This window comes from Brucella sp. HL-2 (assembly GCF_025846885.2).
In the GTDB taxonomy this organism is placed as follows: Bacteria; Pseudomonadota; Alphaproteobacteria; order Rhizobiales; family Rhizobiaceae; genus Brucella; species Brucella quorumnocens.
On record NZ_JAOYTK010000001.1, the window covers coordinates 560,464 to 584,601 of the forward strand.

Below are 24,138 nucleotides of genomic sequence, written 5' to 3' on the forward strand. Positions count from 1 at the left end.
ATGGCTCACAAAGCACTCTCCAATAACCAGCATCGTCTGCTGCGTCGCGTCAAGAAAGTCGCCTATCTGGTCGGCCTGTTCCTCGCGATGACCGTTATCTGCCTGCCGGGTCTCTGGATTGTTCTGTCTTCGCTCAGACCGCCAGTCGAAATCATGGCGAAGCCGCCGGTTTGGATTCCGCAGGAAATCACGCTTGATGCTTATTACTCGATGTTTTCAGGCGCAGGTGGGGGCGGTATTCCAGTGTGGGATTATTTCCGCAACTCGCTGATTATCTCGGTCACGTCGACAGTGATTGCGCTCATCGTCGGTGTATCGGGCGGTTATGCTTTCGCGCGCTTCCGCTTCTGGGGTAAATCGACGACCTTTCTTGGCCTCATGCTGACACGCTCTGTACCGGGTATTGCATTGTCGCTGCCACTTTTCATGCTCTATTCGCGCATTGGTATCATCGATACGCATTTCGGTCTGATCGTAACTTATGTGGCGCTCAACGTGCCTTTCACCATCTGGCTGATCGATGGTTTCTTCCGTCAGGTGCCAAAAGATCTGGCGGAAGCAGCCCAGATCGATGGCTGCACACGCTGGCAAGCATTCTGGCAGGTGGAGTTTCCGCTGGCCGGTCCCGGCATCGCGACGGCAGGCATCTTTGCCTTTCTCACCTCATGGAACGAATATGCGCTGGCATCCCAGCTCACTCGTTCGGTGAATTCCAAGACCCTTCCTGTTGGTCTTCTCGATTACACCGCTGAATTCACCATCGACTGGCGTGGCATGTGCGCGCTTGCAGTCGTGATGATTATCCCGGCGCTGACCCTCACATTCATCGTTCAGAAGCATCTTGTTGCTGGTCTGACGTTCGGCGCGGTTAAAGGTTAATATAGTAATGGCTCAGCTTTCCATTAAAAATCTCGTCAAGCGCTACGGCACAATCGAAGTGGTGCATGGCATTAATCTCGAAATCGCCGACAAGGAATTTGTAGCACTTGTTGGACCATCCGGCTGTGGCAAGTCCACGACGCTGCGCATGATTGCGGGTCTTGAGAGCATTTCCGACGGTGCGCTCGAAATCGGCGGCAAGGTCGTCAATGATCTGCCGCCGCGGGATCGCAACATCTCCATGGTGTTTCAGTCCTATGCGCTTTATCCGCATATGTCGGTGCGCGAGAACATGGGTTTCTCGCTCAAAATTGCCAAGCAGCCGCAAGCGGAAATCGACCGTCGCGTCAATGAAGCATCAGCCATTCTTGGTCTTGAAGCACTGATGGAACGCCGTCCGGCACAGCTTTCCGGCGGTCAGCGCCAGCGTGTTGCCATGGGTCGCGCTATCGTGCGTAATCCAGAAGTATTCCTGTTCGACGAACCGCTTTCCAATCTTGATGCGAAGCTGCGCACGCAGATGCGCACCGAGATCAAGAAGCTTCATGCCAAGGTGCAGTCCACGGTCGTCTACGTAACGCATGATCAGGTCGAGGCCATGACGCTGGCTGATCGTATTGTCATCATGCGCGACGGCCATATCGAGCAGGTCGGCACACCCGATGAAGTGTTCAAGCGTCCGGCAACCCAGTTCGTGGCAGGTTTTATCGGCTCGCCGCCGATGAATATGGCTGAAGCAACGGTGCAAGCGTCAGAGCTGGTTTTTGCCAATGGTGACCGCTTGCCGGTGCCTGCCCAATTCAAGGCTCAGGTCAAGGATGGTGCAAAGGTGACGTTCGGCCTGCGACCGGATGATCTTTTCCCGAAAGGCCATGGCCTTTCGTCGGGTGAGGCCATTCACGAAGGCGGCTTGCGCGTTTCCATCACTGAGCCACTCGGCAATGAAACACTGGTCTTTGCGGAGTTCGCAGGAAAGGAATGGGTGGCGCGCATGCTGAACCCGCGTCACCTGCAACCGGGCGAAACCATTCCGATGCAATTTGATTTGTCGCAGGCGCACCTCTTCGATGCCGCAAGCGGCAAGAGCCTGGCCCAAAATCAGGCCCAGGACCTGGTGGTGTAATCATGGCACGTATTGAAAAAGTTGAACTGCGGATGGTCGACCTTCAGCCGAAGGTCAAGCGTACCGATGCGATCCAGAGCTTTGTCAGCCAGGAAACGCCTATCGTTACCATCACCGATAGTGATGGTGCGGTCGGCACCGGCTATAGCTATACAATCGGAACCGGCGGCTCGTCGGTGATGCGGCTGCTCAACGATCATCTGGTGCCATTGATCATCGGGGATGATGCGGATTGTATCGAAGCAATCTGGCGCAAGCTCGAATTTGCAACCCATGCCACAACCATCGGCGCGATTACGGCACTTGCGCTGGCTGCCATTGATACGGCCCTTTGGGACTTGCGTGCGAAAAAGCAGAACCTGCCACTGTGGAAACTCGCAGGCGGTGCCAAGGATCGTTGCCCGCTTTATACGACCGAAGGCGGTTGGCTGCATATCGAAAAAGAAGCGCTCGTTGAGGACGCACTGCAAGCCAAGGCCAAGGGCTTCTCCGGCTCCAAGGTGAAAATCGGTAAGCCGCATGGCTCGGAAGATTACGCACGTCTTTCGGCTGTTCGTGCAGCCGTAGGTGACGGCTTTGAAATCATGACTGATTGCAATCAGGGCTTTACGGTCGATGAGGCAATCCGCCGTGCCGAGCGTCTGAAAGAGCTTGATCTGGCGTGGATCGAAGAGCCGCTTCCGGCGGATGATCTTGATGGTCATATCCGCCTGACGCGCTCGACCGCGACGCCAATTGCAGTGGGTGAATCGATCTATTCGATCCGCCATTTCCGCGAATATATGCAGAAGGGTGCATGCTCGATCGTGCAGGTCGATGTGGCGCGCATCGGCGGCATCACGCCATGGCTGAAAGTGGCGCATGCGGCGGAAGCCTTCGATATTCCGGTTTGCCCGCACTTCCTGATGGAACTGCATGTCAGCCTCACCTGTGCTGTGCAGAATGGCCGTTATGTGGAATATATCCCGCAGCTCGATGAACTGACCACCAAGGGCATGGAAATCCGTGATGGTCACGCCATCGCGCCGTCCGAGCCGGGCATTGGTATCGAGTGGGATTGGGATGCCGTTCGCAGCCGTTCTGTTGCTGAGTTCACCCGTGAGATCGTGAGCGCGGCATGAGTACACGTATGGGTATGGTTATCGGGCTCAAGCCTGAAAAGATCGCAGAATATAAAAAGCTGCATGCGAGCGTGTGGCCGGAAATTCTGGCACTCATTTCCGAGTGCAATATCACCAATTATACGATCTTTTTGAAAGAGCCTGAGAACCTGCTTTTCGGTACGTGGGAATATGTCGGCCAAGACTTTGAGGCCGACATGAAGAAGATGGCTGATAACCCTAAAAATCAGGAATGGTGGTCGGTTTGCATGCCATGCCAGAAGCCGCTTGAAACCCGTAAAGAGGGCGAGTGGTGGGCCATGATGGAGGAGGTTTTCCACCATGACTGAGACCTTCGATCCCAAAACCTTGCGCCAATGGTCGGCCAAGCCGTCTGAGCCGAAGCCTATCGTGATCTTCGGTGCAGGCAGCATTGTCGGCGACGCGCATCTGCCCGCCTATAAGCAGGGCGGCTTTGCGGTTGCAGGCGTTTTCGATCCCAATTTCGAGAAGGCATCGGCGCTTGCCAACCAATGGGGCGTGAAAGCTTTTGCAAGTCTTGAAGAAGCGATTGCAGTTGAAGGTGCGATCTTCGATCTGGCGACACCGCCTTCAGCCCATGCTTCGATCCTTGCGCAATTGCCGGAAGGTGCGGCCTGTCTCATTCAGAAGCCGATGGGCAGTGATCTTGCCGCTGCTACGGAAATCCTGAAGGTCTGCCGTGCGCGTAATCTGAAAGCTGCGGTGAATTTTCAGCTGCGTTTCGCGCCAATGATGTTGGCACTTTACGATGCCGTCGATAAGGGCTTGCTTGGCGAAGTGGTGGATTTCGATGCATGGCTGGCGCTTGCGACCCCTTGGGGTCTGTGGCCGTTCCTCAAAGGTCTGCCGCGTATCGAGATCGCCATGCATTCGATCCATTATCTGGATTTCGTGCGCGGTCTGCTCGGCAATCCGCAAGGCGTTCACGCCAAGACTATCGGTCACCCAAACCACGAAGTCGCTCAAACCCGCACCGCTGCGATCCTCGATTATGGCGACCGGGTTCGCTGCGCGCTGTCGGTCAATCACGATCATGATTTTGGCCGCAAATTTCAGGCCTGCGAGTTCCGCATTTGTGGAACTGAGGGTGCTGCCTATGTGAAGCTTGGCGTTAATCTCGACTATCCGCGTGGCGAACCGGACGAGCTCTGGATCAAGCCGAAGGGTGGCGACGATTGGGTGCAGGTCGCGCTTGAAGGCGCGTGGTTCCCGGATGCATTTCTCAATCGCATGGCGCAGTTGCAGCGTTTTGCGTGCGGTGAAGATGCAGCACTCATCGGCTCGGTTGAGGATGCCTGGCATACAATGGCACTAGTCGAAGCGGCCTATCAGTCAAGTAGCTCACCCGCTACCCCGCTTGCTGCAAAGCCGGAGTTTTAATCATGTCCGAACAGACGATCTATTTTGAAGATTATGAACTTGGCCATGAGCGGGTCACTTATGGCCGTACCATCACCGAAACGGATTTCGTGGTGCATGCCGGACATACGGGCGATTTCTTCCCGCATCATATGGATGCGGAATTCGCCAAGACCTTGCCGGGTGGCCAGCGCATTGCCCATGGCACGATGATCTTTGCTATCGGCGTTGGATTGACGGCGACGCTTATTAACCCTGTTGCGTTTTCCTATGGCTATGATCGCCTTCGTTTCGTGCGTCCGGTGCATATCGGCGATACGATCCGCACGCGCGTGACGATCAGTGCCAAGGAAGATGATCCGAAACGGACAAATTTGGGCCGCGTTACGGAGCGGTGCGAAGTGCTTAATCAGCGGGACGAAGTGGTGCTTGCTTGCGACCACATCCTGCTTGTTGAACGAAAGGCATAAAGATGACGATACGATTTGATGGAAAAACCGCACTGGTGACAGCCGCAGCTCAGGGCATTGGTCGTGCAAGTGCGCTGGCTTTTGCGGAAGCTGGCGCAAAGGTCTATGCGACTGACATCAACGAGGGCGCTCTCAAAGAACTCGAAGGTGTCTCTAACATCATCACCCGCAAGCTCAACGTGCTTGATGAGGCGGAAGTGAAGTCACTCGTTGCCGAGATCGGTCAGGTCGATATCCTGTTCAACTGCGCAGGTGTCGTCCATGGCGGTTCGATTTTGGAAATGAAGGACGAAGACCTCGATTTCGCGGTCAATCTCAACATCAAGGCGATGATCCGCACCATCCGTGCCGTGCTGCCGGGTATGCTGGAACGCAAAGACGGCGCAATCGTCAACATGGCGTCGGTTGCTTCCAGCGTGAAGGGTGTGCCGAATCGCTTTGCCTATGGCGTCACCAAAGCTGCCGTCATCGGTCTTACCAAGGCTGTCGCGGCTGATTATGTCGCGAAGGGTATTCGCTGCAATGCGATCTGCCCCGGTACGGTTGAAAGCCCGTCGCTGCAGGATCGTCTGCGCGCGCAAGGTGACTATGAAGAGCAGCGTGCAGCCTTCATCGCCCGTCAGCCGATTGGCCGTATTGGCCAGCCGGAAGAGATCGCGGATCTCGCGGTCTATCTCGCTGGTGCCACCTATACCACGGGTCAGGCTTACAACATCGACGGTGGCTGGACGATCTAGTCCAAGCTGCCAATTCTATCCCCGCAAAGGAGTAAACTCATGAAATTTCTTCGCTATGGCGAAACCGGTCACGAAAAGCCGGGCCTTCTCGATGCTGATGGCAATATCCGCGATCTGTCTGCTCATGTGAGCGATCTGTCGGGTGCCGCTTTGAGCCCTGAAGCGCTTGCCAAGCTCGGTTCGCTCGATGTGAATTCTCTGCCAAAGGTTGACGGCAACCCGCGTCTTGGCCCATGCGTTACCGGCACCGGAAAGTTCATCTGCATCGGTCTCAACTATTCCGACCATGCGGCTGAAACGGGCGCTACCGTTCCGCCTGAGCCGATCATCTTCATGAAGGCAACCTCCGCCATCGTTGGCCCGAATGACGACCTTCTCATTCCTCGCGGTTCTGAAAAGACCGACTGGGAAGTGGAGCTCGGCATCGTGATCGGCAAGACCGCGAAATATGTCAGCGAAGACGATGCGCTTGATTATGTCGCCGGTTACTGCACCATCCACGACGTCTCCGAGCGCGCATTCCAGATCGAGCGTCAGGGTCAGTGGACCAAGGGCAAATCCTGCGACACGTTTGGTCCAACCGGCCCATGGCTTGTGACGAAGGAAGAAATCGCTGATCCTGAAAACCTTGCCATGTGGCTCAAGGTCAATGGCGAAACCATGCAGGACGGCTCGTCCAAGACCATGGTTTATGGCGTGCGCTACCTCGTTTCCTATCTCTCGCAGTTCATGTCTCTGCAACCTGGCGACATCATCTCCACCGGCACACCTCCCGGCGTTGGCATGGGCATGAAGCCACCGCGCTATCTCAAGGCTGGCGACACTGTCGAACTCGGCATTGAAGGCCTCGGCTCGCAGAAGCAGAACGTGCGCGCTGACGTTTAATTTTTTTGAGCATGATTCCCAAAACGCGTTGCTACTTTTGGGGGTCATGTTCGGATCGCGGAATTACAAATGACCAAAATTACTGATCTGCGCGTTTTTGATCTGCGCTTCCCGACTTCGCAAAGTCTGGACGGTTCTGACGCGATGAATCCGGACCCGGACTACTCGGCAGCTTATGTCATCCTAGATACGGATGACGAGGCTCTGAAAGGTCACGGCCTCACCTTTACTATCGGTCGCGGCAATGACATCTGCTGTCAGGCTATTCTTGCGATGCGCCATCTGGTGGTCGGCGTCGATCTCGACGTTGTCCGCTCCGCACCTGGCAAGTTCTGGCGCCATCTGACAAGCGACAGCCAGCTGCGCTGGATCGGCCCTGAAAAAGGTGCGATGCATCTGGCAACCGGTGCTGTCGTCAATGCTTTCTGGGATATTCTGGCAAAGCAGTCCGGCAAGCCGGTCTGGCGTCTGGTGTCGGAACTCTCAGCAGAGGAAATCGCCGACATCGTCGACTACCGCTATCTGACCGACGTGCTCACCCGCGACGAAGCCGTTGAAATTCTGCGCAAAGCAGAAAGCGGCAAGGCGGAGCGTATCGCGAAGCTCGAAGCGACTGGCTATCCTTGCTACACGACTTCGGCAGGCTGGCTCGGCTACGACGACGAAAAGCTGCGCCGTCTTTGTCAGGAAGCCATCGACGAAGGCTTCAATCATGTGAAGATGAAGGTCGGCCGTGATCTTGAAGACGATATTCGTCGTCTTACCATCGCACGTGAAGTCATCGGTCCAGACCGTTATCTGATGATCGATGCCAATCAGGTGTGGGAAGTCGATCAGGCGATTGAGTGGGTCAACAAGCTTGCTTTCTCAAAGCCGTTCTTCATCGAAGAGCCGACCAGCCCGGATGATGTTGCAGGTCATCGCAAGATCCGCGAAGCTATTGGCGACGTGAAGGTAGCGACCGGCGAAATGTGCCAGAACCGCATCATGTTCAAGCAGTTCATCGCAGAAGGCGCCATCGACATCGTTCAGATCGATTCATGCCGCATGGGTGGTCTGAATGAAGTTCTGGCCGTGCTGCTGATTGCTGCCAAGTACAACAAGCCGGTCTGGCCACATGCAGGTGGTGTTGGTCTGTGCGAATATGTGCAGCATCTTTCGATGATCGATTATGTTGCCGTTTCAGGCACCATGGACGGTCGCGTGATCGAATATGTCGATCATCTGCACGAGCACTTCATTGAGCCATGCATCATCAAGGATGCGGCCTATATGCCGCCATCGCTGCCGGGCTTCTCCATCGAAATGAAGCCGCAGTCGATTACGGAATACACCTTCAAGGGTTGATAAAAAAAAGCCGCGCTGAAAAAATACAGCGCGGCTTTTGCTTTTAGAGCGCGTTTCGATCTGATTGGATCAGATCGGCGCTCTAATTATCTGTTTTAACGCGCATCTTTGTCCGAAAACCGTTTCACACTTTTCGGGATGCGCTCTAGAGAAAGCGGATCATCAAAGCGCCGGTCAGCAATAACACGGCTCCGGCTACGCGCCCTGCAGTGATTTCGCGTACTGCTACTCCCATGAAACCGATACGATCTGCGGCAAGTCCCGCCACCAATTGCCCGGCGACGGCAAGCCCCATCACGGCCGCAGCACCGATGCGTGGTGTGAGCAATACAGACGTGGTCACATAAATACAGCCAAGCGCACCGCCAGCCACAAACAGCCAGCCAGAAGGCACGTTGAACGCTGGCATCGCGCCTGTTGCTCGTGCGGTTATGGCTGCGATTATGCCAAGAATGACTGCGCCTGACAGAAAGGAAATCGCTGCTGCGGTGACCGGAGAACCAAGTCCACGCGCGAGCGCCGCATTGATGGGAGCCTGAATGGCGATACAGGCACCCGAAAGAATGCCGAACAAGGTCCAGATCATGGAAAATCCTCGCTTAGATGTGGATCGTAATTGTGTGATGATAAACGGAGTGCACCGAAACTTTACAGATAACACTCCCAATTATCTGTAGGGGCAATAGGCCAATGTCTCACTGAAAAGTGAAGCCTTATTTCTGTTCGCCGGCCGTGATCAGGTTTTTACCGCGCCGCTTGGCGTCATATAGCAGTGCATCAGCCGCATAGAGAGCTGCCGTAACATCTTTAGGAGCCGCAGTGAAGCTCACAAGGCCCATCGAAAAGCTGACAGGGAAACTTGCGCGGGAAACGGCATCATCCAGAAGAGCCTTGATCTGCTGGGCTTCAGCGAGATCGCTTATTCTTGTACCGCCGAGGCGTAGCACGATGAATTCATCGCCGCCAGGACGTGCGCTGACCTCGTCAGGACGATTGCGCCCGGCCAGCACTTCGCCGATCAACCGCAACAATTCGTCTCCTGCGGCGTGGCCACACGCGTCATTGACCTGCTTGAACCGGTCGACATCGAAGTAAAGCAGCGAAAAGGGTAGATCGTGATTGCGAAGTGCAAGGATTGCCTTTTCGATTTCCAACTCGATGCCAGTACGATTGGCAATGCCGGTCAATCCATCGACAAGCGCCAATTTACGCGCTTCGCGCATGTAGCGACGCATGCTCAGAATCTCGACAGCAGTGCTGGCGAGACTGATGAGCTTTATCTTTTCCTCAGAAGTGCATTGTCTGACTTTGGTATCCAGAGCACAGATTGCGCCAAGTGTAGAGCCATCGGGCGCGATCAGTGGAGCACCAAGATAAAATCGAATCCCCGGCGCATCTTTCACGAAAGGATTCGTGGCAAAACGATCATCGGAAGTGGCATCTTCTATCAGAAAAGGATCAGTACTCTCGATTGCGCGGGAGCAGAACGTGTTTTCATTGGCTACATCACCGAACACGCAGCCAGCCATGCCGATATGATGCGTCACACACTCATCGACAAGCGACACCGCTGCCATGGGCACACCAAACGTCGATAGAACCAGATTGCAGAGCGCATCCAGTGTGCGATCTTGCCCCATCTCGATCGTGTTATAGGAAGTGAGAACAGCGAGCCGATGTTTGTCGTGTAGAAGCATGTGCCTCATTAAGCAAATTGGACTGGCGCGATCAACTATCAAATATGCGCGCCAGCCACTTGCTGGGTGGTCATGTCAACGAGCAGTTGTGACCTATAACGTCTTCCAACGGAGGGTCGTATTTTCCTGCCACCCATTCTCATGCAGGAGCGGTATATCGCTGGTGAAGCATGGCCAGCCGATACACAGATAATGACTGAAAATCCAATGTTCTGGCACGTTGAACAGGTGCTTCATGGCGAGCGGATCGAGAATGGAAACCATTCCGACACCAAGTCCCCGTGAACGGGCCATGAGATTGAGATTCTGGACGGCCATTGCGGTGCTTTGCTCAAGCGTAGCGGCCATTGTCTGTCGCCCAAGGCCGTGGCCTTCAGCGGGGTCTGTTTCGGTGAAAATGGCGAGTTGAACCGGGGCCGTGCGGATCGCCTCGAGCTTCAGTTTTCCGTATTCCTCTGCACGAGCGTAGTCATAGACAGTAGCCGCATCGCAATTTGTTTTTTCGAACAGGTGATGCACCGCTTCACGCATTTCGGCGCTTTGGACGACAAAGATACGCCAGGGACGCGAATTTCCGACAGATGGTGCATAGGCCACTGCCTCTTGCAGTTTTTCGAGCACTTCATAGGAAACAGGATCAGACAGGAAATGGCGTACATCCCGCCGCCACTGCAGAATGCGGAAGAGGGCGTCTTGATCGGCAGGGGAAAATTTCATGAGTGCTCCGGATCGAACTCACCGAATATAAGGCAGTCGCTAACATACTGCGTAACATCAGAAAATCATTCTCAGGAGAAAAATGGTGCCCGGAGACGGATTTGAACCGCCGACACGCGGATTTTCAATCCGCTGCTCTACCAACTGAGCTATCCGGGCATCCTATCAGTGATTTCTCACTGGGTGGCGGTGTTGGTGTCCGCCGGAAGTGGGTGGGTTATAGCATTAAATTTCGCGCTGTCCAGCACCCCATCGCAATTTTTATAAGATTTCTTATAAACACGCTAAAGTGCCGATTTCACTGTGGAAATCCCTATTGAACAGCCTCAGTTGTCGTTTTCTTCTTCCTCCTCAATCGTTTTTCCAGGAATGACATAGCTTCCTGAAAGCCAACGATTAAGATCAATGCTTTTGCAACGTGGCGAGCAGAACGGATACGTGTCACGGACCGACGGCTTACCGCATTCAGGGCAGGGGCGAGTCGGGCGCAACGGTGTAACGCGCGAACCGGCAGCTGCGGATATATCTTTCTTGTCGCTCATGGAAGTTCTCAGACCTTGCCGTTTATCCAGTTATCGTAAACGGGATAGTCGCCATCGGCCAGCAGGCTCACAGTTTCCTGCAAGGGGAGGCCAACCACATTGGTGTATGATCCAACAAGCTTGACCACAAAGCTGCCAGCGAGCCCTTGAATGGCATAACCACCAGCCTTGCCACGCCATTCGCCAGAAGCGAGATAGGCGTCGATCTGTTTGCGTGTCAGCCGCTCGAAACGCAGGCGCGTTTCGATAAGCGTCTGACGCAAATTGCCATTGGGCAGAATGAGGCACACGCCAGTGAAAACCTTATGCGTGCGTCCTGACAAGAGGCGCAGGCATTCCCGTGCTTCGTCGTTGATCTCTGCCTTGGGCAGGACACGACGCCCCACAGCTACAACCGTGTCAGCCGCCAGAACAAAAGCATTTGCGAAGTTTTCGTCGCCCTTTAATTGTTCCTGTGCGGCTTTTGCCTTTTCGCGCGCAAGACGACGCGCCAGTGAACGCGGATGTTCGGCGCGCTCAGGCGTTTCGTCAATATCAGCTGGCTGAATATGATCTGGCTCAATGCCGACCTGCCCCAGAAGCTCGATCCTGCGGGGAGAGCCGGAGGCAAGAACCAGCTTATGTTGCGCGCTCATAGACAAGTTTTTTCCTGAGACAAGGTTTTCCTGAAAGGTAGTTAGTCGCTTACTTGAAGCGGTAGGTGATACGGCCTTTGGTAAGGTCGTAAGGGGTCATTTCGACCAGAACCTTGTCGCCAGCGAGAACGCGGATGCGGTTCTTGCGCATGCGGCCTGCGGTGTGGGCAATAATCTCATGTTCGTTTTCGAGCTTCACGCGGAACATTGCATTCGGCAGCAGTTCCGTAACAACACCCGGAAATTCGAGGACTTCTTCTTTCGCCATGCGATACCTGTTACTTTCTTTGATAAAATTGGCCCGAAATCGGGCCGCAGCTTTAAATTTGGCCGGAACCTATATGATTAGACGGCATTTGTGAACAACCGAATTGGATTAGGCTCAGGAGCTTTTAATTCGGTGCCAATCTCTGTGTGATTTGCCGCTTCAGGCGGTCTCGTACATCACGATAAGCATTCATGATCTGCTCACGGCTTCCCGTCATAAGTGTGGGATCGGGCGTAGGCCAATATTCCACATCGACGGAAAAGCCACGCATCCGCTCCAGCACCGTATGATGCGCAAGCGGGGTGAGCGTGATGATAAGATCGAAATAGCCGTCTGCCAGTTCTTCCAGTCCGCGCGGTTGCCGGGCATCGAGTGACAGGCCTTCTTCATTGAGCACTGCATCGACAAACGGGTCACGCTCGCCGCGCTGAACACCGGCAGAAGCTATATACATATTGGGTGGAAGCAGCTTTCTTGCAAGAAGTTCGGCAATTGGCGAACGGATAGAATTCTTTCCACAGACAAAAAGCACTGAAGTGGGCCGTTTGGCGGCTTCACTTTCTTCAGCAGGGGCAATCGCTTCCTGAGCGCTCATCAAGAATCAGCCCCGCCAGTGCAGCACGCAGACGAGCGTGAAAAGACGCCGCGCAGTCGCAAAATCGACTTCGATTTTGCCGTTCAGTCGCGTTTGAAGAGTTTGTGAGCCTTCATTGTGCAAGCCGCGCCGCCCCATATCGATCGCCTCGATCTTGCTGGGGCTCGCGGAGCGAATGGCCTCATAATAGCTTTCGCAAACCAGAAAATAGTCGCGCACAACGCGCCGCAACGGGGTTAGCGAGAGGATGTGAGTAGCAACGTCATCCCCGCTTTCACGCATGATGGAAAAAATCAGACGTGATTCCATCAGTGAAAGCTTCAGCTTGTAAGGACCACCCGTATCATCGCCGACCGGGTGAAAAGCGTTTTCTTCAATCAGGTCAAAAATCGCGACCGCGCGTTCATGCTCGACGTCAGGCGTCGAGCGGCCGATGGATTCATCGAGCTCGACGTCAACTAGACGGGCATTAGGAACGCCGGCGGTCATGATACCTCATAGATTGAGCCGGATGGCGACAGATTGCGCGTGGGCGTCGAGGCCTTCGGCACGAGCGATTTCTATGGCTGCGGGGCCGAGGGCGTGCAACTGATCCGGGCCAAGTTTGAGAAGCGAGGTGCGCTTCATATAATCAAGAACCGAAAGGCCGGACGAGAATCGTGCAGAGCGCGCTGTTGGCAGAACGTGATTGCATCCGCCGACATAATCACCAATCACTTCCGGCGTATGGGCGCCGATGAAGATCGAACCGGCATTGCGAATTTTGGGCAGCAGCGCTTCAGGATCTGCGGTGGCGATTTCCAGATGCTCGGCGGCAAGTCGGTTTGCCAGTGGAATGGCAGCGTCGAAGTCTTCAACCAGAATGACAGCACCAAAATCGCGCCAGCTTGCGGCGGCTGTTTCAGCGCGTGGCAGCGTCTTGAGCTGACGCTCCACGGCTTCTTCGACAGCCTTTGCAAAAGGCTCATCATTGGTCATCAGTATCGACTGTGCTGCGGTGTCATGTTCCGCCTGCGCCAGAATGTCGGCGGCCAGCCAATCTGGATTGTTGTCCTTATCGGCAATCACCAGCACTTCGGAAGGCCCTGCGATCATGTCGATGCCCACCGTGCCGAACACAATGCGCTTGGCGGCTGCCACATAGGCGTTGCCGGGGCCAACGATCTTGGCGACCGGCTCAATGGTTTCGGTGCCATAAGCGAGAGCTGCAATGGCTTGAGCACCACCCACGCGGTAGACTTCCGATACACCTGCGAGACGTGCTGCCACCAGAACCAGTGGGTTCAGCTTGCCATCGGGCGAGGGGACAACCATGACGATCCGGTCAACGCCTGCAACCTTCGCAGGCACTGCATTCATCAGCACAGAACTTGGATAGCTTGCCGTGCCGCCAGGTACATAAAGGCCTACCGCTTCAATTGCCGTCCAGCGAGAACCAAGTTCAACGCCAAGCGCATCGGTATAACGGTCGTCTTTGGGCAGCTGTCGTGCGTGATGCTTTTCGATGCGTTCATGAGCAAGCTTCAATGCTTCAATAGTCGAAGCGGGTGCCTCATCAAAGGCCGCATCGATTTCTGCTTCCGTCACGCGGATACCGGTCTTATGAAGATCGATACGATCAAACCGCTGGGAATATTCAATAAGCGCTGTATCGCCTTCGCGGCGCACGCGATCAACGATTTCGCGGGCAGCCCGATCCACATCTTCCGAGACTTCGCGCTTACCGGTCAGGAAAGTAGCAAAGCTCTGTTCAAAATCGGGATCGGTTTGTCTGAGCGTCGTGACCACGCTGGTATTCCTTTAAAAGTCAGTCTGGTAATTGGCAGTCTGGGCGTAGCCCGTCAGTTATGTGAAGCAGTCGTCCGCGACAATCAGGTGTCGTGTCGCGGCACAGAAGCTGTTTCCCAGGCAGGCCCCAGATCCGTCAACTGTGCTTCTATGCATTCCACATCCAGTCGGATAGCCGCATTTGCCGAAAAAGTCAGTTCGATTGTTCCAGCTGGCGCTTCGCTGACAATAAAACGGATGGCGAGCAGCGAGAGAACCTCATCCGGTTTCTGCCGATCAATGCCTGTTGCTTTCGCGACCGTTACACGATTGAAATGCAATGTGGCGCGACGGCGCTGATACTGGGGTTTGCGAAACAGCTTTGGCTTGGCTTCTTCCCAAGCAAAACGGTTGGCAGTCAGGACAAAGCGTTTGTCCTTCGCAAGATATTGAAGATCGGAGACTTTAAGGACTGCATCCTGAAGATGGGCGGACAGGACCTGCAAATCCTCCTCATCCAGTGCCACAAGCTTCAACATTTCCATATCTGGCATCGTTCCCTGCTATTTTTCAGATCGCGTAGTGCAACTTTACATGCCAGCACAAAAAAATCGACAGGCTTTTCAGCCTGTTGATTAATAAGCCTGAAATGAAAGAAAAGCCGGAAACAAGTTTCCGGCTTTTAGATTTTAGCCGCTGATGCGTTCGACATTCGCGCCGCAACGCGAGAGCTTTTCTTCCAGGCGTTCAAAGCCGCGATCAAGGTGATAGACGCGGTTGACGATGGTTTCGCCTTCGGCAGCAAGGCCTGCGATGACGAGAGAAACCGAGGCACGCAGATCGGTCGCCATAACCTGCGCACCCTTGAGACGATCAACGCCTTCAACGGTTGCGGTCTGGCCGGACAACGAAATCTTTGCGCCAAGACGCGCCAGTTCCTGCACGTGCATGAAGCGATTCTCGAAGATCGTTTCGGTAATGCGCGAGGTTCCCTTTGCCATGGTCATCAGGCCCATGAACTGCGCCTGAAGATCGGTCGGGAAGCCGGGGAATGGATCGGTCGTCACATCAACCGGATGAATTCCGTGACCATTGCGCACAACGCGCAGGCCGCTGTTGGTTTCGGTGATTTCCGCACCAGCCTTACGCAATGTGTCAAGCGCTGCTGTAAGCTGGCTTTCCTGTGCGCCTTCGAGCAGCACATCGCCACCGGTCATGGCAACGACCATGGCATAAGTACCGGTTTCGATGCGGTCAGGAATGACGCGAACACGTGCACCTGACAGGCTGGTGACGCCTTCAACATGGATCGTGCTGGTTCCGGCACCGCTGATCTTTGCGCCCATTGCATTCAGGCAATCCGCAAGATTGACGACCTCTGGTTCGCGGGCTGCGTTTTCGATAACCGTTTCGCCGCGGGCAAGGGCTGCAGCCATCAGCATGACATGGGTCGCGCCGACGGAAACCTTCGGGAACTTGTATCGTGAGCCGACAAGGCCACCCTTTGGCGCGCGCGCCTTGGCATAACCGTTTTCAATGTCGATCTGAGCGCCGAGTGCCTGAAGGCATTCGAGCAGCAGGTCAACCGGACGCGTGCCGATCGCACAGCCGCCGGGCAGGGACACATTGGCTTCACCCATGCGCGCCAGAAGCGGACCGATTACCCAGAAGCTCGCGCGCATCTTGGAAACCAGCTCGTAAGGAGCGGTGGTGTCGACGATGTTGCGGGCTGTGAAATGAATGGTGCGCGAATAGGCTCCATTCTGGTGTTCGCGGCGTCCATTAACCGAATAATCGACACCATGATTGGAAAGAATGCGGATCAGCTGCTCGACATCGGCGAGGTGCGGCACGTTTTCAAGCGTCAGCGTATCGTCGGTGAGGAGGGAGGCGATCATCAAAGGAAGCGCAGCATTTTTCGCGCCAGAGATAGGAATAACGCCGTTGAGCTTGTTGCCGCCGACGATTTTGATGCGATCCATGCTGTTTCACCTTCTGGGCCGAAGCCATTGCCCGGTAATCGATTTTTGCAAATTCCGCAGCGTTCAAGCATGCAGCGTTGCATTATGAAATGACTGTTCTTACGGCAAAATTACGTCGATCACGAATCGTACCCGGACCGCAACGCCATCAAGAATTGAACTGCGCTTTTAACGCAGGTGCTCCCTATCTTCAAGGAAGGCTTTGCTGCGATTGTTTCAGCTTAAATCGAATTCCTTAAAGCTTGCCTACAGCATAATTCCTTAAACTTGAATCAGTTTAAGGTAAAATTATGCTGTAAATATAGAGTGTTAGAGCGACCTTTGTGCACCCAAGAAGGCGCACGGCGCTCTAGTGGTCCGATTCCGGCATTTGCATCTATCTGTTACGAGTGTGGCTCAAATGTCGGGATATGAAGCGCTACCCGCTTCTCGGGCAATTTGCAGTTCAGCGCAGAAAATCGGTTCTTACATTTTGTGAAACGGCTCTAATCATTATCTTCTTTGCCGGCTGTAATGCCGTCATTTCGCTCATCTGCATCGCCCGCGCGTCGCGAACGTGATTGCACTTTGCGGCGCATCAGATTCGCACGGAGCTGCTCCGCGCGCCGCTTTTCGCGTGGATCAGATTGGGCTTCGTTGTCGTTTTTTGTCTTTTTTTCGCTCATAGGTCTCATGTACTACGGTAAAAAGCCTACGAAAAGCCGGTTTCAAAGCGAGTATCCAATGATTTCCACATTAAGTGAAAAGAAATGCGATTGCTTGCTTGCGGTTTGCGTAATGATGTGGCAGAAGTCCGCCGCGTTCAAGAGAATGCTGCGGTAGCTCAGTGGTAGAGCACTCCATTGGTAATGGAGAGGTCGAGAGTTCAATCCTCTCTCGCAGCACCAGTTTCCTCCAGGTTGGAAACCAAGGCCGTATCCCCCCGAGATTAAAGTTCAAACTTCACAATGATAGATATCATTGCGGTTCGCCATGACTTGCGATGACCTGCGATTTGATTTTGTGAATGGAAAAGCAAATTCATATCACTCGTCCGAGTCTCTTTACAAAGAAGAATTCCTGCAGAAACTTATCGGCTACAGCATAATTCCTTAAACTTGAATCAGTTTAAGGAATTATGCTGTAAATATAAAGTGTTAGAGCGACCTTTGTACGCCCAAGAGGGTGCACGGCGCTCTAAGTAGCTGAATAGTTTTAGTAAATCAGCGTTTCCGCTGATCTAAAAACATTGAATTTTATATAGAAAGAATGGCGCACCCGAAAGGATTCGAACCTCTGACCCCCAGATTCGTAGTCTGGTGCTCTATCCAGCTGAGCTACGGGTGCTTGCCTGTGTGCCGCGATTGCTGCGGCGATGGGCGGTTGATAATCGGACGGATTACTAAAAGCAAGCACCTTCTTGGAAAAAAATGCGCTTATGTGAAGTTTTCTTGTCAAAGCCCGCATTTCCAAGGGTTTCCGCGGTGTTTTAGAACGTGGAAAACTAACCTAAAGCGCGAAAATCTTCCGCCGCACTCGTTTTAAGGCAGTCGCAAACAGGAATCAGCTGTATCAACGCTCTGTTTTTTATGAGCATTTTTTGAGTGCACCGTAAAAATCAGGCCACTTCGCTTTCAGATTGGCTGTTTCGCTTGTCATTCCAATTCGGCAGGTCAGGAAGACGAATCTCGAAATGCGCGCCGATGGGCCGATCTTCACGCAGTTCGATCGTGCCGCCATGCGCGCGCACCAGCTCTTGTGCAATCGCCAAGCCGAGGCCTGTGCCGTCGCTGCGTGTAGAGCCCTTAAACGCAGTAAAGAGATTATCGCGTGCTTTCTGCGGCAGGCCAGGGCCAGTGTCTTCGACGCCGATAATTGTTGTGGTCCCGATTCTACCTGCAGATAGCGTGAGGCGCTTGACGGTAGACACATCGCTACGCCGATCACGCTCCATGGCCTGAACGGAGTTGCGGCACAGGTTGTGCAACACACGGAACAGCTGTTCGGAATCGACATTCAGTTCGAAATCAATTGGAATGAGATTTTCGAACTCGATACCGCTTTCCGTTTTCAGATTGAGCGTTTCCTGCACATCAAGAATGACGGTGCTCAGTTGCACGCGGCGCGGGGCAGGTGGGGCCTCTTGCGAGCGGCCATAGGCCATAACGCTTTCAGAGTAATTGATGGCACGACTCAACGTGTGGATGAGCTTTGGCGCGAAGCGCTGCACCATCGGATCCTGAGTGTCGGCCAGTCGATCTGACATGAGCTGCGCCGATGCCAGAATGTTGCGCATGTCATGATTGATCTTGGAAACAGCGAGGCCGAGATCGGCCAGATGTTTCTGTTCTTTCAGGGTGCGCTGCAAATCGCTCTGGATGTGTGCGATCTGTCGTTGCGCTATACCGAATTCATCCTTGCGGTTTTCAGGCACGAGAATCCGGGTTGGATTGTCGGGTGCCGAGGCAAAATCAATCATATTGCGATGCATAAGGCGCACAGGACGCAGCAGCATCTCATGAATGATCAGATAGATAAGGCTTGCGGCTATAACCGAGATAAGCAGAGAGATGATCGCTACATTGGTCGCATAACTCAGCATGGCATGGCGCAGCGGGGCGTCCGATGTGACGATTTCGATAATCCGTCCCGGATTGGCCGATGGCGGGTTCGATCCATAAATGCGCAACGTGCGATTGCCGCCATTAAAGAGCGTTCCAAATGCATCCCAGATGGCAGCGGCTTCACTGATATTATTGAGATCGACCACCTGATCGATCGTGCCCGGCATTTCGCTCATTGCCAGAAGATGGGATGCACCGGCTTCACGCAGCGCAATTGCTTTGGTGCCGGTTGCAAGCAGAACCTTATCCTGAACCTCGCGTGGAATATTGATGTTGCCGCTCGCAATAAGCACTTCGCTCACAGCATCTACGGTGTCGAGGCGTGAACTCATCCAACGCACACGCATATTGGCGATGGACGGCACGAAGATCAGAACTTCAGCGATAAGAACGGCAAGAGCGGTTAGGATAAGGAGCTTGCTTGAAAGCCGGTTTCGCCAGCGAAGACGCGTGAAATGGATAGGCGACATCTTATCGTCTTTGGGAGATGCCACAGCGGAATGCTGCGCAGCTGCATCGGCAACGACCCCACCCGTATCCATGGTTTTTTCAACAGCCGCCATACGTCAAATCCAAACCGACAGGCTGTGTGGCTGCAATGCAGCCGTGCCTTATCCAGAAAGCTCATCACAATGCGATACATATAAATATCGCCTTCTATATATGGTGGCACACGATAATTCCAACGGACTTTGTCGTTTTTGATTGAAACAACTGAGAGCATATCCCGAAAAGTGGGCACCGGTTTTCGGAACAAGACGTGCGTAACACAAAAAGTGAGACGCATTTCTAATGATTCAACTTAATCCAGAAATACTGTAGCCCACTCCTTTGCCAGCATTACCGAAATTTAACTCGACGTGCTGAATCGCGACGTGCAAACTCGCAAAAAGGGAAATCTGTGATGCTTCAATGGCGGCACTTTCGGTGCAATCTATTGGGGCGATCATTATTTTGATACTGTTTGCAGCTTATCCTGCGCCCAACGTGAATATGAATGGTTTGAATCAGCGGCTTGTCGAGGCATTCGATAAGGCCCTGCCGGAGAGTTGAATGAAGTCTTGGAAGCAGATTGTTCTGTGCCTGCTTGTTATTATTGCCGCCAGTGGCGGTTGGTACATCTATAAAAACAAGGACTCTTTGGCGCAAACGGCATCAGGCGCAGCTCCCGGACAGCAGACGCATGGATCAGCCTCAGGACGCGGTGCTCCGCTGGTTGTTGTTGAACCGGCAGGCGAGGAGACGATCAACAGTCGCCTCACAGCCATTGGTTCCGCACGCGCGCTGAGCACAGTTTCAGTCACGCCTTATTCGAGCGGTTATATGGATGAGCTGCTTGTGAAAGCAGGCGATTCCATCAAGGCTGGTGATCCGATTGCAGTGCTGGATAATGAAACCGAGACCATTGCGGTCAGCAAGGCGCAGATCGCGCTGAAAGATGCGGAAACCACCCGCCAGCGCATCGTACGTTTGCGGGCCACGAATACGGCAACGGTGGTGCAGGAAGTTGAAGCTGATCTGGCTTTGTCCAACGCCAAGCTTGTATTGGAAGATGCACAGCTCGCACTGAGCCGCCGCACGGTACGCGCACCGATTTCCGGTGTTGTTGGTATCTTGCCGGTTAATGCCGGGAACTATGTCACGGCACAAACTTCAATCGCCCGCATTGATGATCGCTCCAAGGTACTGATCGACATCTGGGTGCCGGAACGTTTTGCGCCACAGATCAAAGTTGGTCAGCCGCTGACAGCCGAATCCACAGCATTTCCCGGCGTGACGCATAAGGGTGAAATCAACGCTGTTGATAATATGCTCGATGAAGCGAGCCGTACATTGCATGTTCGTGCCGAGATCAACAACGATCAGGACCGCTTGCGTGCTGGCATGTCGTTCTCGGTGACTGTTTTGTTCCCAGGAGATAATTATCCTTCCGTTGATCCGCTGGCTATCCAGTGGGGTGCTGACGGCTCTTACGTCTGGCGCGTGGAAGAAGGCGTCGCGAAGAAGGTTGCTGCGCGCATCGTACAGCGCAATTCGACCAACATATTGATCGACGGTGCAGTTAAGGAAGGCGACATGATCGTTACGCAAGGCGTGCAGACTGTGCGCGATGATGCACCGGTCCGTTTGCAGGATGAGCAAGGCACCGCCCGCATTGATCCTTCCGCCAAAAGCCGCGTTGCAGGGTGAGGATAAAGCGTGAGCAATCCTAATTCGCATTCGGGCCATACCGGTGGATCGACAGCGCTGTTCATTCGGCGCCCGGTCTTTGCCTTCGTCATCAATGTTCTGATCATCGTTGCGGGCCTTGCGGCCTTTACCGGCGTCGACATCCGGGAGCTGCCGGATGTGGACCGGCCAGTCGTTACCATCAGCACCGATTTCAGTGGCGCTTCGGCTGAAACCATTGACCGTCAGCTGACACAGGTGCTTGAAAATGCCGTTGCCCGCGTATCGGGCGTGAAATCCATTTCGTCGTCGTCTTCTTTTGAGCGCAGCCGTGTCACGGTTGAGTTCAACGACGGCGTTGATCTTAATGTCGCTGCAGCCGATATGCGTGACGCCATTTCACGTGTGGCAAACGATGTGCCTGAGGAAGCTGATCCTTCGCGTATCATCAAGGCCGATTCCAATGCCGATCCGGTCATGCGCCTCGCTGTAACGTCCGACACCATGGCGGTCGACGATATGACGGTGTTGGTTGAAGATCAGATCCAGGATGTTCTCTCGGCAGTTCCCGGTGTCGCCGATGTGCAGATCAATGGTGATCGCGACAAGATTTTCCGTATCGATATCAATCAGGCGCGCTTGGCAAGCTACGGGTTGACTATCGCGGATATTTCCAGCGCACTTTCGTCCATGGGCCTTGATGCGCCAGCGGGCTCGTTGCGTAGTTCCGATCAGTCGATTGTGGTTCGCGCCACGGCCAATCTTGAACGGCCAGAAGACTTCGAAAGTGTCTATGTTAAAGGGCGCACGCAGATCCGCGATGTTGCGACGGTAACACTGGGTCCGGATATTGAAAGTTCGGCTGTCCGGTCGAACGGCAAGACAGCCATTGGTCTTGGCATCGTGCGTCAGGCGCAGTCGAACACGCTTGATATTTCGGAAGGTATTCGGGCAGCAGTCGCCAATCTGAAAAACACATTGCCGCCCGGCGTCGATGTGACAGTGACCAGTGACGACGCGAGCTTTATTAACGGTGCTATCCACGAAGTTGAAATTGCGCTGATTGCCTCGGTCATCATCGTTGTCGTCATCATCTTCATGTTCTTGTGGGATATCCGTGCAACGCTTATTCCTGCTCTGGCCATGCCTGTGGCATTGATCGGCACAATTGCGGCGATCTATCTGAGCGGTTTCTCGGTCAATATTCTCACCTTGCTGGCATTGGTGCTGGCCACCGGCCTTGTGGTGGATGATGCGATCGTTGTGCTCGAAAATATCGTGCGACGACGCAATCAGGGCATGGGTCCGCGTGCTGCTGCAGTCCTTGGCACACAGGAAGTATTCTTCGCTGTTATTGCAACGACACTGACACTTGTGGCTGTGTTTGTACCAATTTCCTTCCTACCCGGTCAGGCTGGCGGTCTGTTCCGCGAATTCGGTTTCGTGCTGGCAATTGCTATTTTGCTGTCATCGATTGTTGCGCTGACTTTGTGTCCGATGCTGGCATCGCGGTTCCTTAAAGAAGGTGTTGAAGCCTCTGAGGGTGGCGGTCATGGTCCAAAGTTTTTGCGTCGGATTGGCAGTGGGTTGGCGAACTTCTATCGCAAGAGCCTGCATGCCTGTCTCTCCGCACCGTTCATTGTCGTTCTGGTTGCAGTGCTTTTTGCCGGTGCTTCCTATGTCGGCTTTGGCATGTTGCGACAGGAGCTGACACCGACGGAAGATCGCGCCGTTGCAGTGTTGCGCATCAATGGGCCACAGGGCATCAGTGTCGAGTTTCTTCAGTCGCAGCTTGAGAAGATCGAGACGGCTATCCAGCCCTTGCGCGATAGCGGCGAAATCCTGACCACTTATGGCATTGCCGGGTCAGGCGGTTCGTCAAACAACGGCTTTATGGTTCTGACGCTGGCACCGTGGAAAGAGCGCAGCCGCTCACAGCAGGAAATCATGGCTGATATCACTGCGCGTACACGCGGGATTATGGCTGTGCGTATTTTCACGGCGCAGCCCAACAGTCTGGGTATTCGCGGTGCAGGCAATGGCTTGCAGTTTGCTGTGCTCGGTCAGGATTATGCGAAACTGCGTCCTGCCACTGACGCTATCGTTTCAGCGCTCGAAAAAGATCCTCGTTTTGTGCAGCCGCGTTTGTCTGTCGAACCGACACAGCCGCAGCTTTCTGTCGAGATCAACCGTGAGCGTGCATCTGATCTGGGCATTGATATCACCGGTCTCGCCAATGCGGTTCAGGCTGTCCTTGATGGTCGTAAAATCGGTTCGGTCTATGTTGGCGACAGAAGTTTCGATGTGAAGCTTGTATCGACAACCAACCCGATCAACGATCCAACCGATCTGGAAAACGTCTTCCTGAAGACGACAGATGGTCGTTATGTGCCAATGTCTTCCATCGCAACGGTGGTCGAAAAAGCGGTTCCACCACAGCTCAACCGCGAAGAACGACAGCGTTCTATCGCGATTACAAGTGACCTGCGCAGCGATTTCGCCTTGGGCGACGCCTATGCTGCCGCACTGGAAATAGCCCTTCCGCTATTGCCACCCGGCGCGCATATCATCCCCCTTGCCGAAGCCTCGACACTGAGCGAAACCTCGACGGGCATTGCACTGGTATTTGGCTTTGCCATCATCATTATCCTGCTGGTTCTGGCGGCACAGTTTGAAAGCTTTGTGAGTGCGCTGATCGTTATGGCAACCGTGCCGTTGGGTCTTGGTTGTGCGGTCTTCGCGATGATCCTCACTGGCACGACGCTGAATGTGTACAGCCAGATCGGCCTTGTGCTGCTGGTCGGCATCATGGCCAAGAACGGTATTCTGATTGTCGAATTTGCCGATCAGTTACGCGACAAGGGCATGAATGTTCGACAGGCCATTGAAGAGGCGGCAAATATCCGCCTGCGTCCGGTCTGTATGACCATGATCTGTTCGGTTTTGGGTGGTGTGCCGTTGATTCTGGCAAGTGGCGCTGGCGCTGAAGCCCGTGTGGCGCTTGGCTGGGTGATTGTGGGCGGCTTGGGTCTTGCCACGATAGCAACCTTGTTTGTGACGCCGGTCGCCTATCTTCTTCTTGGTCGGTTCACCAAGCCAAGAGTTGAGGAAGAAGCGCGGCTTGAGCGCGAGCTGGTCAGGGCAGTCGCACTGGAAGAAAAGCTGAAGTAAACTTTGCAAAAAGAAAAAACCCCGGAAGAGCAATCTTCCGGGGTTCTTTG

The 24,138-nt window shown here is 54.0% G+C and carries 25 protein-coding genes and 3 tRNA genes; 13 read left to right on the forward strand and 15 right to left on the reverse strand.

The features are described 5' to 3' along the window. The 9 genes from OIV19_RS02625 (at window position 1) to OIV19_RS02665 (ending at window position 7,942) form a co-directional block, all read left to right on the forward strand. On the forward strand, window positions 1-879 hold the full coding sequence (locus OIV19_RS02625) for a carbohydrate ABC transporter permease (RefSeq protein WP_264230579.1): 879 nt from the start codon (window positions 1-3) through the stop codon (window positions 877-879). Window positions 880-886: 7 nt separating this feature from the next. Continuing rightward, window positions 887-2,002 (forward strand): ABC transporter ATP-binding protein, encoded by a 1,116-nt coding sequence (locus OIV19_RS02630; RefSeq protein ID WP_095445974.1) that lies wholly within the window; start codon window positions 887-889, stop codon window positions 2,000-2,002. Between the two features lie 2 nt (window positions 2,003-2,004). Next, a complete protein-coding gene (locus OIV19_RS02635; protein ID WP_264230580.1) occupies window positions 2,005-3,123 on the forward strand; it encodes a mandelate racemase/muconate lactonizing enzyme family protein in 1,119 nt (372 codons plus the stop codon). Continuing rightward, window positions 3,120-3,452 carry an L-rhamnose mutarotase gene (locus OIV19_RS02640; RefSeq protein ID WP_095445976.1) on the forward strand — a complete coding sequence of 111 codons (333 nt, stop codon included), beginning with the start codon at window positions 3,120-3,122 and terminating at the stop codon, window positions 3,450-3,452. The genes OIV19_RS02635 and OIV19_RS02640 overlap by 4 nt, the downstream gene beginning before the upstream one ends. After that, window positions 3,445-4,524 (forward strand): Gfo/Idh/MocA family protein, encoded by a 1,080-nt coding sequence (locus OIV19_RS02645; protein ID WP_264230581.1) that lies wholly within the window; start codon window positions 3,445-3,447, stop codon window positions 4,522-4,524. Before OIV19_RS02640 ends, OIV19_RS02645 begins: the two co-directional genes overlap by 8 nt. Before the next feature lie 2 nt (window positions 4,525-4,526). Beyond that, entirely contained in the window at window positions 4,527-4,973 is a 447-nt protein-coding gene (locus OIV19_RS02650) for a MaoC family dehydratase (RefSeq protein ID WP_264230582.1), read from the forward strand. 2 nt (window positions 4,974-4,975) lie between these two features. Continuing rightward, window positions 4,976-5,710 carry an SDR family oxidoreductase gene (locus OIV19_RS02655; RefSeq protein WP_095445979.1) on the forward strand — a complete coding sequence of 245 codons (735 nt, stop codon included), beginning with the start codon at window positions 4,976-4,978 and terminating at the stop codon, window positions 5,708-5,710. Between the two features lie 39 nt (window positions 5,711-5,749). Then, entirely contained in the window at window positions 5,750-6,595 is an 846-nt protein-coding gene (locus OIV19_RS02660) for a fumarylacetoacetate hydrolase family protein (RefSeq protein ID WP_264230583.1), read from the forward strand. Between the two features lie 69 nt (window positions 6,596-6,664). Further along, entirely contained in the window at window positions 6,665-7,942 is a 1,278-nt protein-coding gene (locus OIV19_RS02665; protein WP_264230584.1) for an L-fuconate dehydratase, read from the forward strand. A gap of 145 nt (window positions 7,943-8,087) precedes the next feature. On the opposite strand, the gene OIV19_RS02670 is transcribed toward OIV19_RS02665, so the two are convergent. The 13 genes from OIV19_RS02670 to OIV19_RS02730 form a co-directional block, all read right to left on the reverse strand. After that, a complete protein-coding gene (locus tag OIV19_RS02670; protein WP_095445982.1) occupies window positions 8,088-8,528 on the reverse strand; it encodes a DMT family transporter in 441 nt (146 codons plus the stop codon). A gap of 127 nt (window positions 8,529-8,655) precedes the next feature. Next, window positions 8,656-9,639 carry a sensor domain-containing diguanylate cyclase gene (locus tag OIV19_RS02675; protein ID WP_264230585.1) on the reverse strand — a complete coding sequence of 328 codons (984 nt, stop codon included), beginning with the start codon at window positions 9,637-9,639 and terminating at the stop codon, window positions 8,656-8,658. A 93-nt stretch (window positions 9,640-9,732) separates the two neighbouring features. After that, window positions 9,733-10,356 (reverse strand): 5,6-dimethylbenzimidazole synthase, encoded by a 624-nt coding sequence (gene bluB / locus OIV19_RS02680; RefSeq protein ID WP_264230586.1) that lies wholly within the window; start codon window positions 10,354-10,356, stop codon window positions 9,733-9,735. An 83-nt stretch (window positions 10,357-10,439) separates the two neighbouring features. Continuing rightward, window positions 10,440-10,515: transfer RNA gene (locus tag OIV19_RS02685), tRNA-Phe, on the reverse strand. 167 nt (window positions 10,516-10,682) lie between these two features. After that, a complete protein-coding gene (gene yacG, locus OIV19_RS02690; RefSeq protein ID WP_024898072.1) occupies window positions 10,683-10,898 on the reverse strand; it encodes a DNA gyrase inhibitor YacG in 216 nt (71 codons plus the stop codon). 8 nt (window positions 10,899-10,906) lie between these two features. After that, window positions 10,907-11,533, reverse strand: a complete 627-nt coding sequence (locus tag OIV19_RS02695; protein WP_095445985.1) for a Maf-like protein — start codon at window positions 11,531-11,533, stop codon at window positions 10,907-10,909. Window positions 11,534-11,582: 49 nt separating this feature from the next. Continuing rightward, window positions 11,583-11,801, reverse strand: coding sequence for a translation initiation factor IF-1 (gene infA / locus OIV19_RS02700; protein ID WP_002965531.1), 219 nt, complete (start codon window positions 11,799-11,801; stop codon window positions 11,583-11,585). Window positions 11,802-11,925: 124 nt separating this feature from the next. After that, a complete protein-coding gene (locus tag OIV19_RS02705) occupies window positions 11,926-12,396 on the reverse strand; it encodes an arsenate-mycothiol transferase ArsC (protein WP_095445986.1) in 471 nt (156 codons plus the stop codon). Window positions 12,397-12,402: 6 nt separating this feature from the next. Next, complete coding sequence (locus OIV19_RS02710; protein ID WP_095445987.1) at window positions 12,403-12,885, reverse strand: UPF0262 family protein; 483 nt, start codon at window positions 12,883-12,885, stop codon at window positions 12,403-12,405. 6 nt (window positions 12,886-12,891) lie between these two features. Further along, entirely contained in the window at window positions 12,892-14,184 is a 1,293-nt protein-coding gene (gene hisD, locus OIV19_RS02715; RefSeq protein ID WP_264230589.1) for a histidinol dehydrogenase, read from the reverse strand. Between the two features lie 83 nt (window positions 14,185-14,267). After that, the gene (locus OIV19_RS02720) at window positions 14,268-14,708 is read right to left on the reverse strand and encodes a DUF2948 family protein (RefSeq protein WP_095447837.1); all 441 of its coding nucleotides are present in this window, start codon (window positions 14,706-14,708) and stop codon (window positions 14,268-14,270) included. Window positions 14,709-14,852: 144 nt separating this feature from the next. Next, a complete protein-coding gene (gene murA, locus OIV19_RS02725) occupies window positions 14,853-16,145 on the reverse strand; it encodes a UDP-N-acetylglucosamine 1-carboxyvinyltransferase (RefSeq protein ID WP_095445989.1) in 1,293 nt (430 codons plus the stop codon). 485 nt (window positions 16,146-16,630) lie between these two features. Then, window positions 16,631-16,810 (reverse strand): hypothetical protein, encoded by a 180-nt coding sequence (locus OIV19_RS02730; protein ID WP_095445990.1) that lies wholly within the window; start codon window positions 16,808-16,810, stop codon window positions 16,631-16,633. Window positions 16,811-16,957: 147 nt separating this feature from the next. Here OIV19_RS02730 and OIV19_RS02735 point away from each other — a divergent pair. Then, window positions 16,958-17,032: transfer RNA gene (locus OIV19_RS02735), tRNA-Thr, on the forward strand. 362 nt (window positions 17,033-17,394) lie between these two features. On the opposite strand, the gene OIV19_RS02740 is transcribed toward OIV19_RS02735, so the two are convergent. Together OIV19_RS02740 and OIV19_RS02745 are read right to left on the reverse strand one after the other, a co-directional pair. Next, a tRNA-Arg gene (locus OIV19_RS02740) sits at window positions 17,395-17,471 on the reverse strand. Window positions 17,472-17,742: 271 nt separating this feature from the next. After that, window positions 17,743-19,311 (reverse strand): sensor histidine kinase, encoded by a 1,569-nt coding sequence (locus OIV19_RS02745; protein WP_151095063.1) that lies wholly within the window; start codon window positions 19,309-19,311, stop codon window positions 17,743-17,745. 349 nt (window positions 19,312-19,660) lie between these two features. Between OIV19_RS02745 and OIV19_RS02750 the strand changes: the two genes are divergently transcribed. From OIV19_RS02750 to OIV19_RS02760, 3 genes are read left to right on the forward strand one after another with little or no spacing between them, the layout of a single operon-like run. After that, complete coding sequence (locus tag OIV19_RS02750) at window positions 19,661-19,801, forward strand: hypothetical protein (protein ID WP_157743452.1); 141 nt, start codon at window positions 19,661-19,663, stop codon at window positions 19,799-19,801. Beyond that, the gene (locus tag OIV19_RS02755) at window positions 19,802-20,938 is read left to right on the forward strand and encodes an efflux RND transporter periplasmic adaptor subunit (protein ID WP_264230590.1); all 1,137 of its coding nucleotides are present in this window, start codon (window positions 19,802-19,804) and stop codon (window positions 20,936-20,938) included. Between the two features lie 9 nt (window positions 20,939-20,947). Continuing rightward, window positions 20,948-24,088 (forward strand): efflux RND transporter permease subunit, encoded by a 3,141-nt coding sequence (locus tag OIV19_RS02760; protein ID WP_264230591.1) that lies wholly within the window; start codon window positions 20,948-20,950, stop codon window positions 24,086-24,088. The last annotated feature ends 50 nt before the right edge of the window (window positions 24,089-24,138 follow it).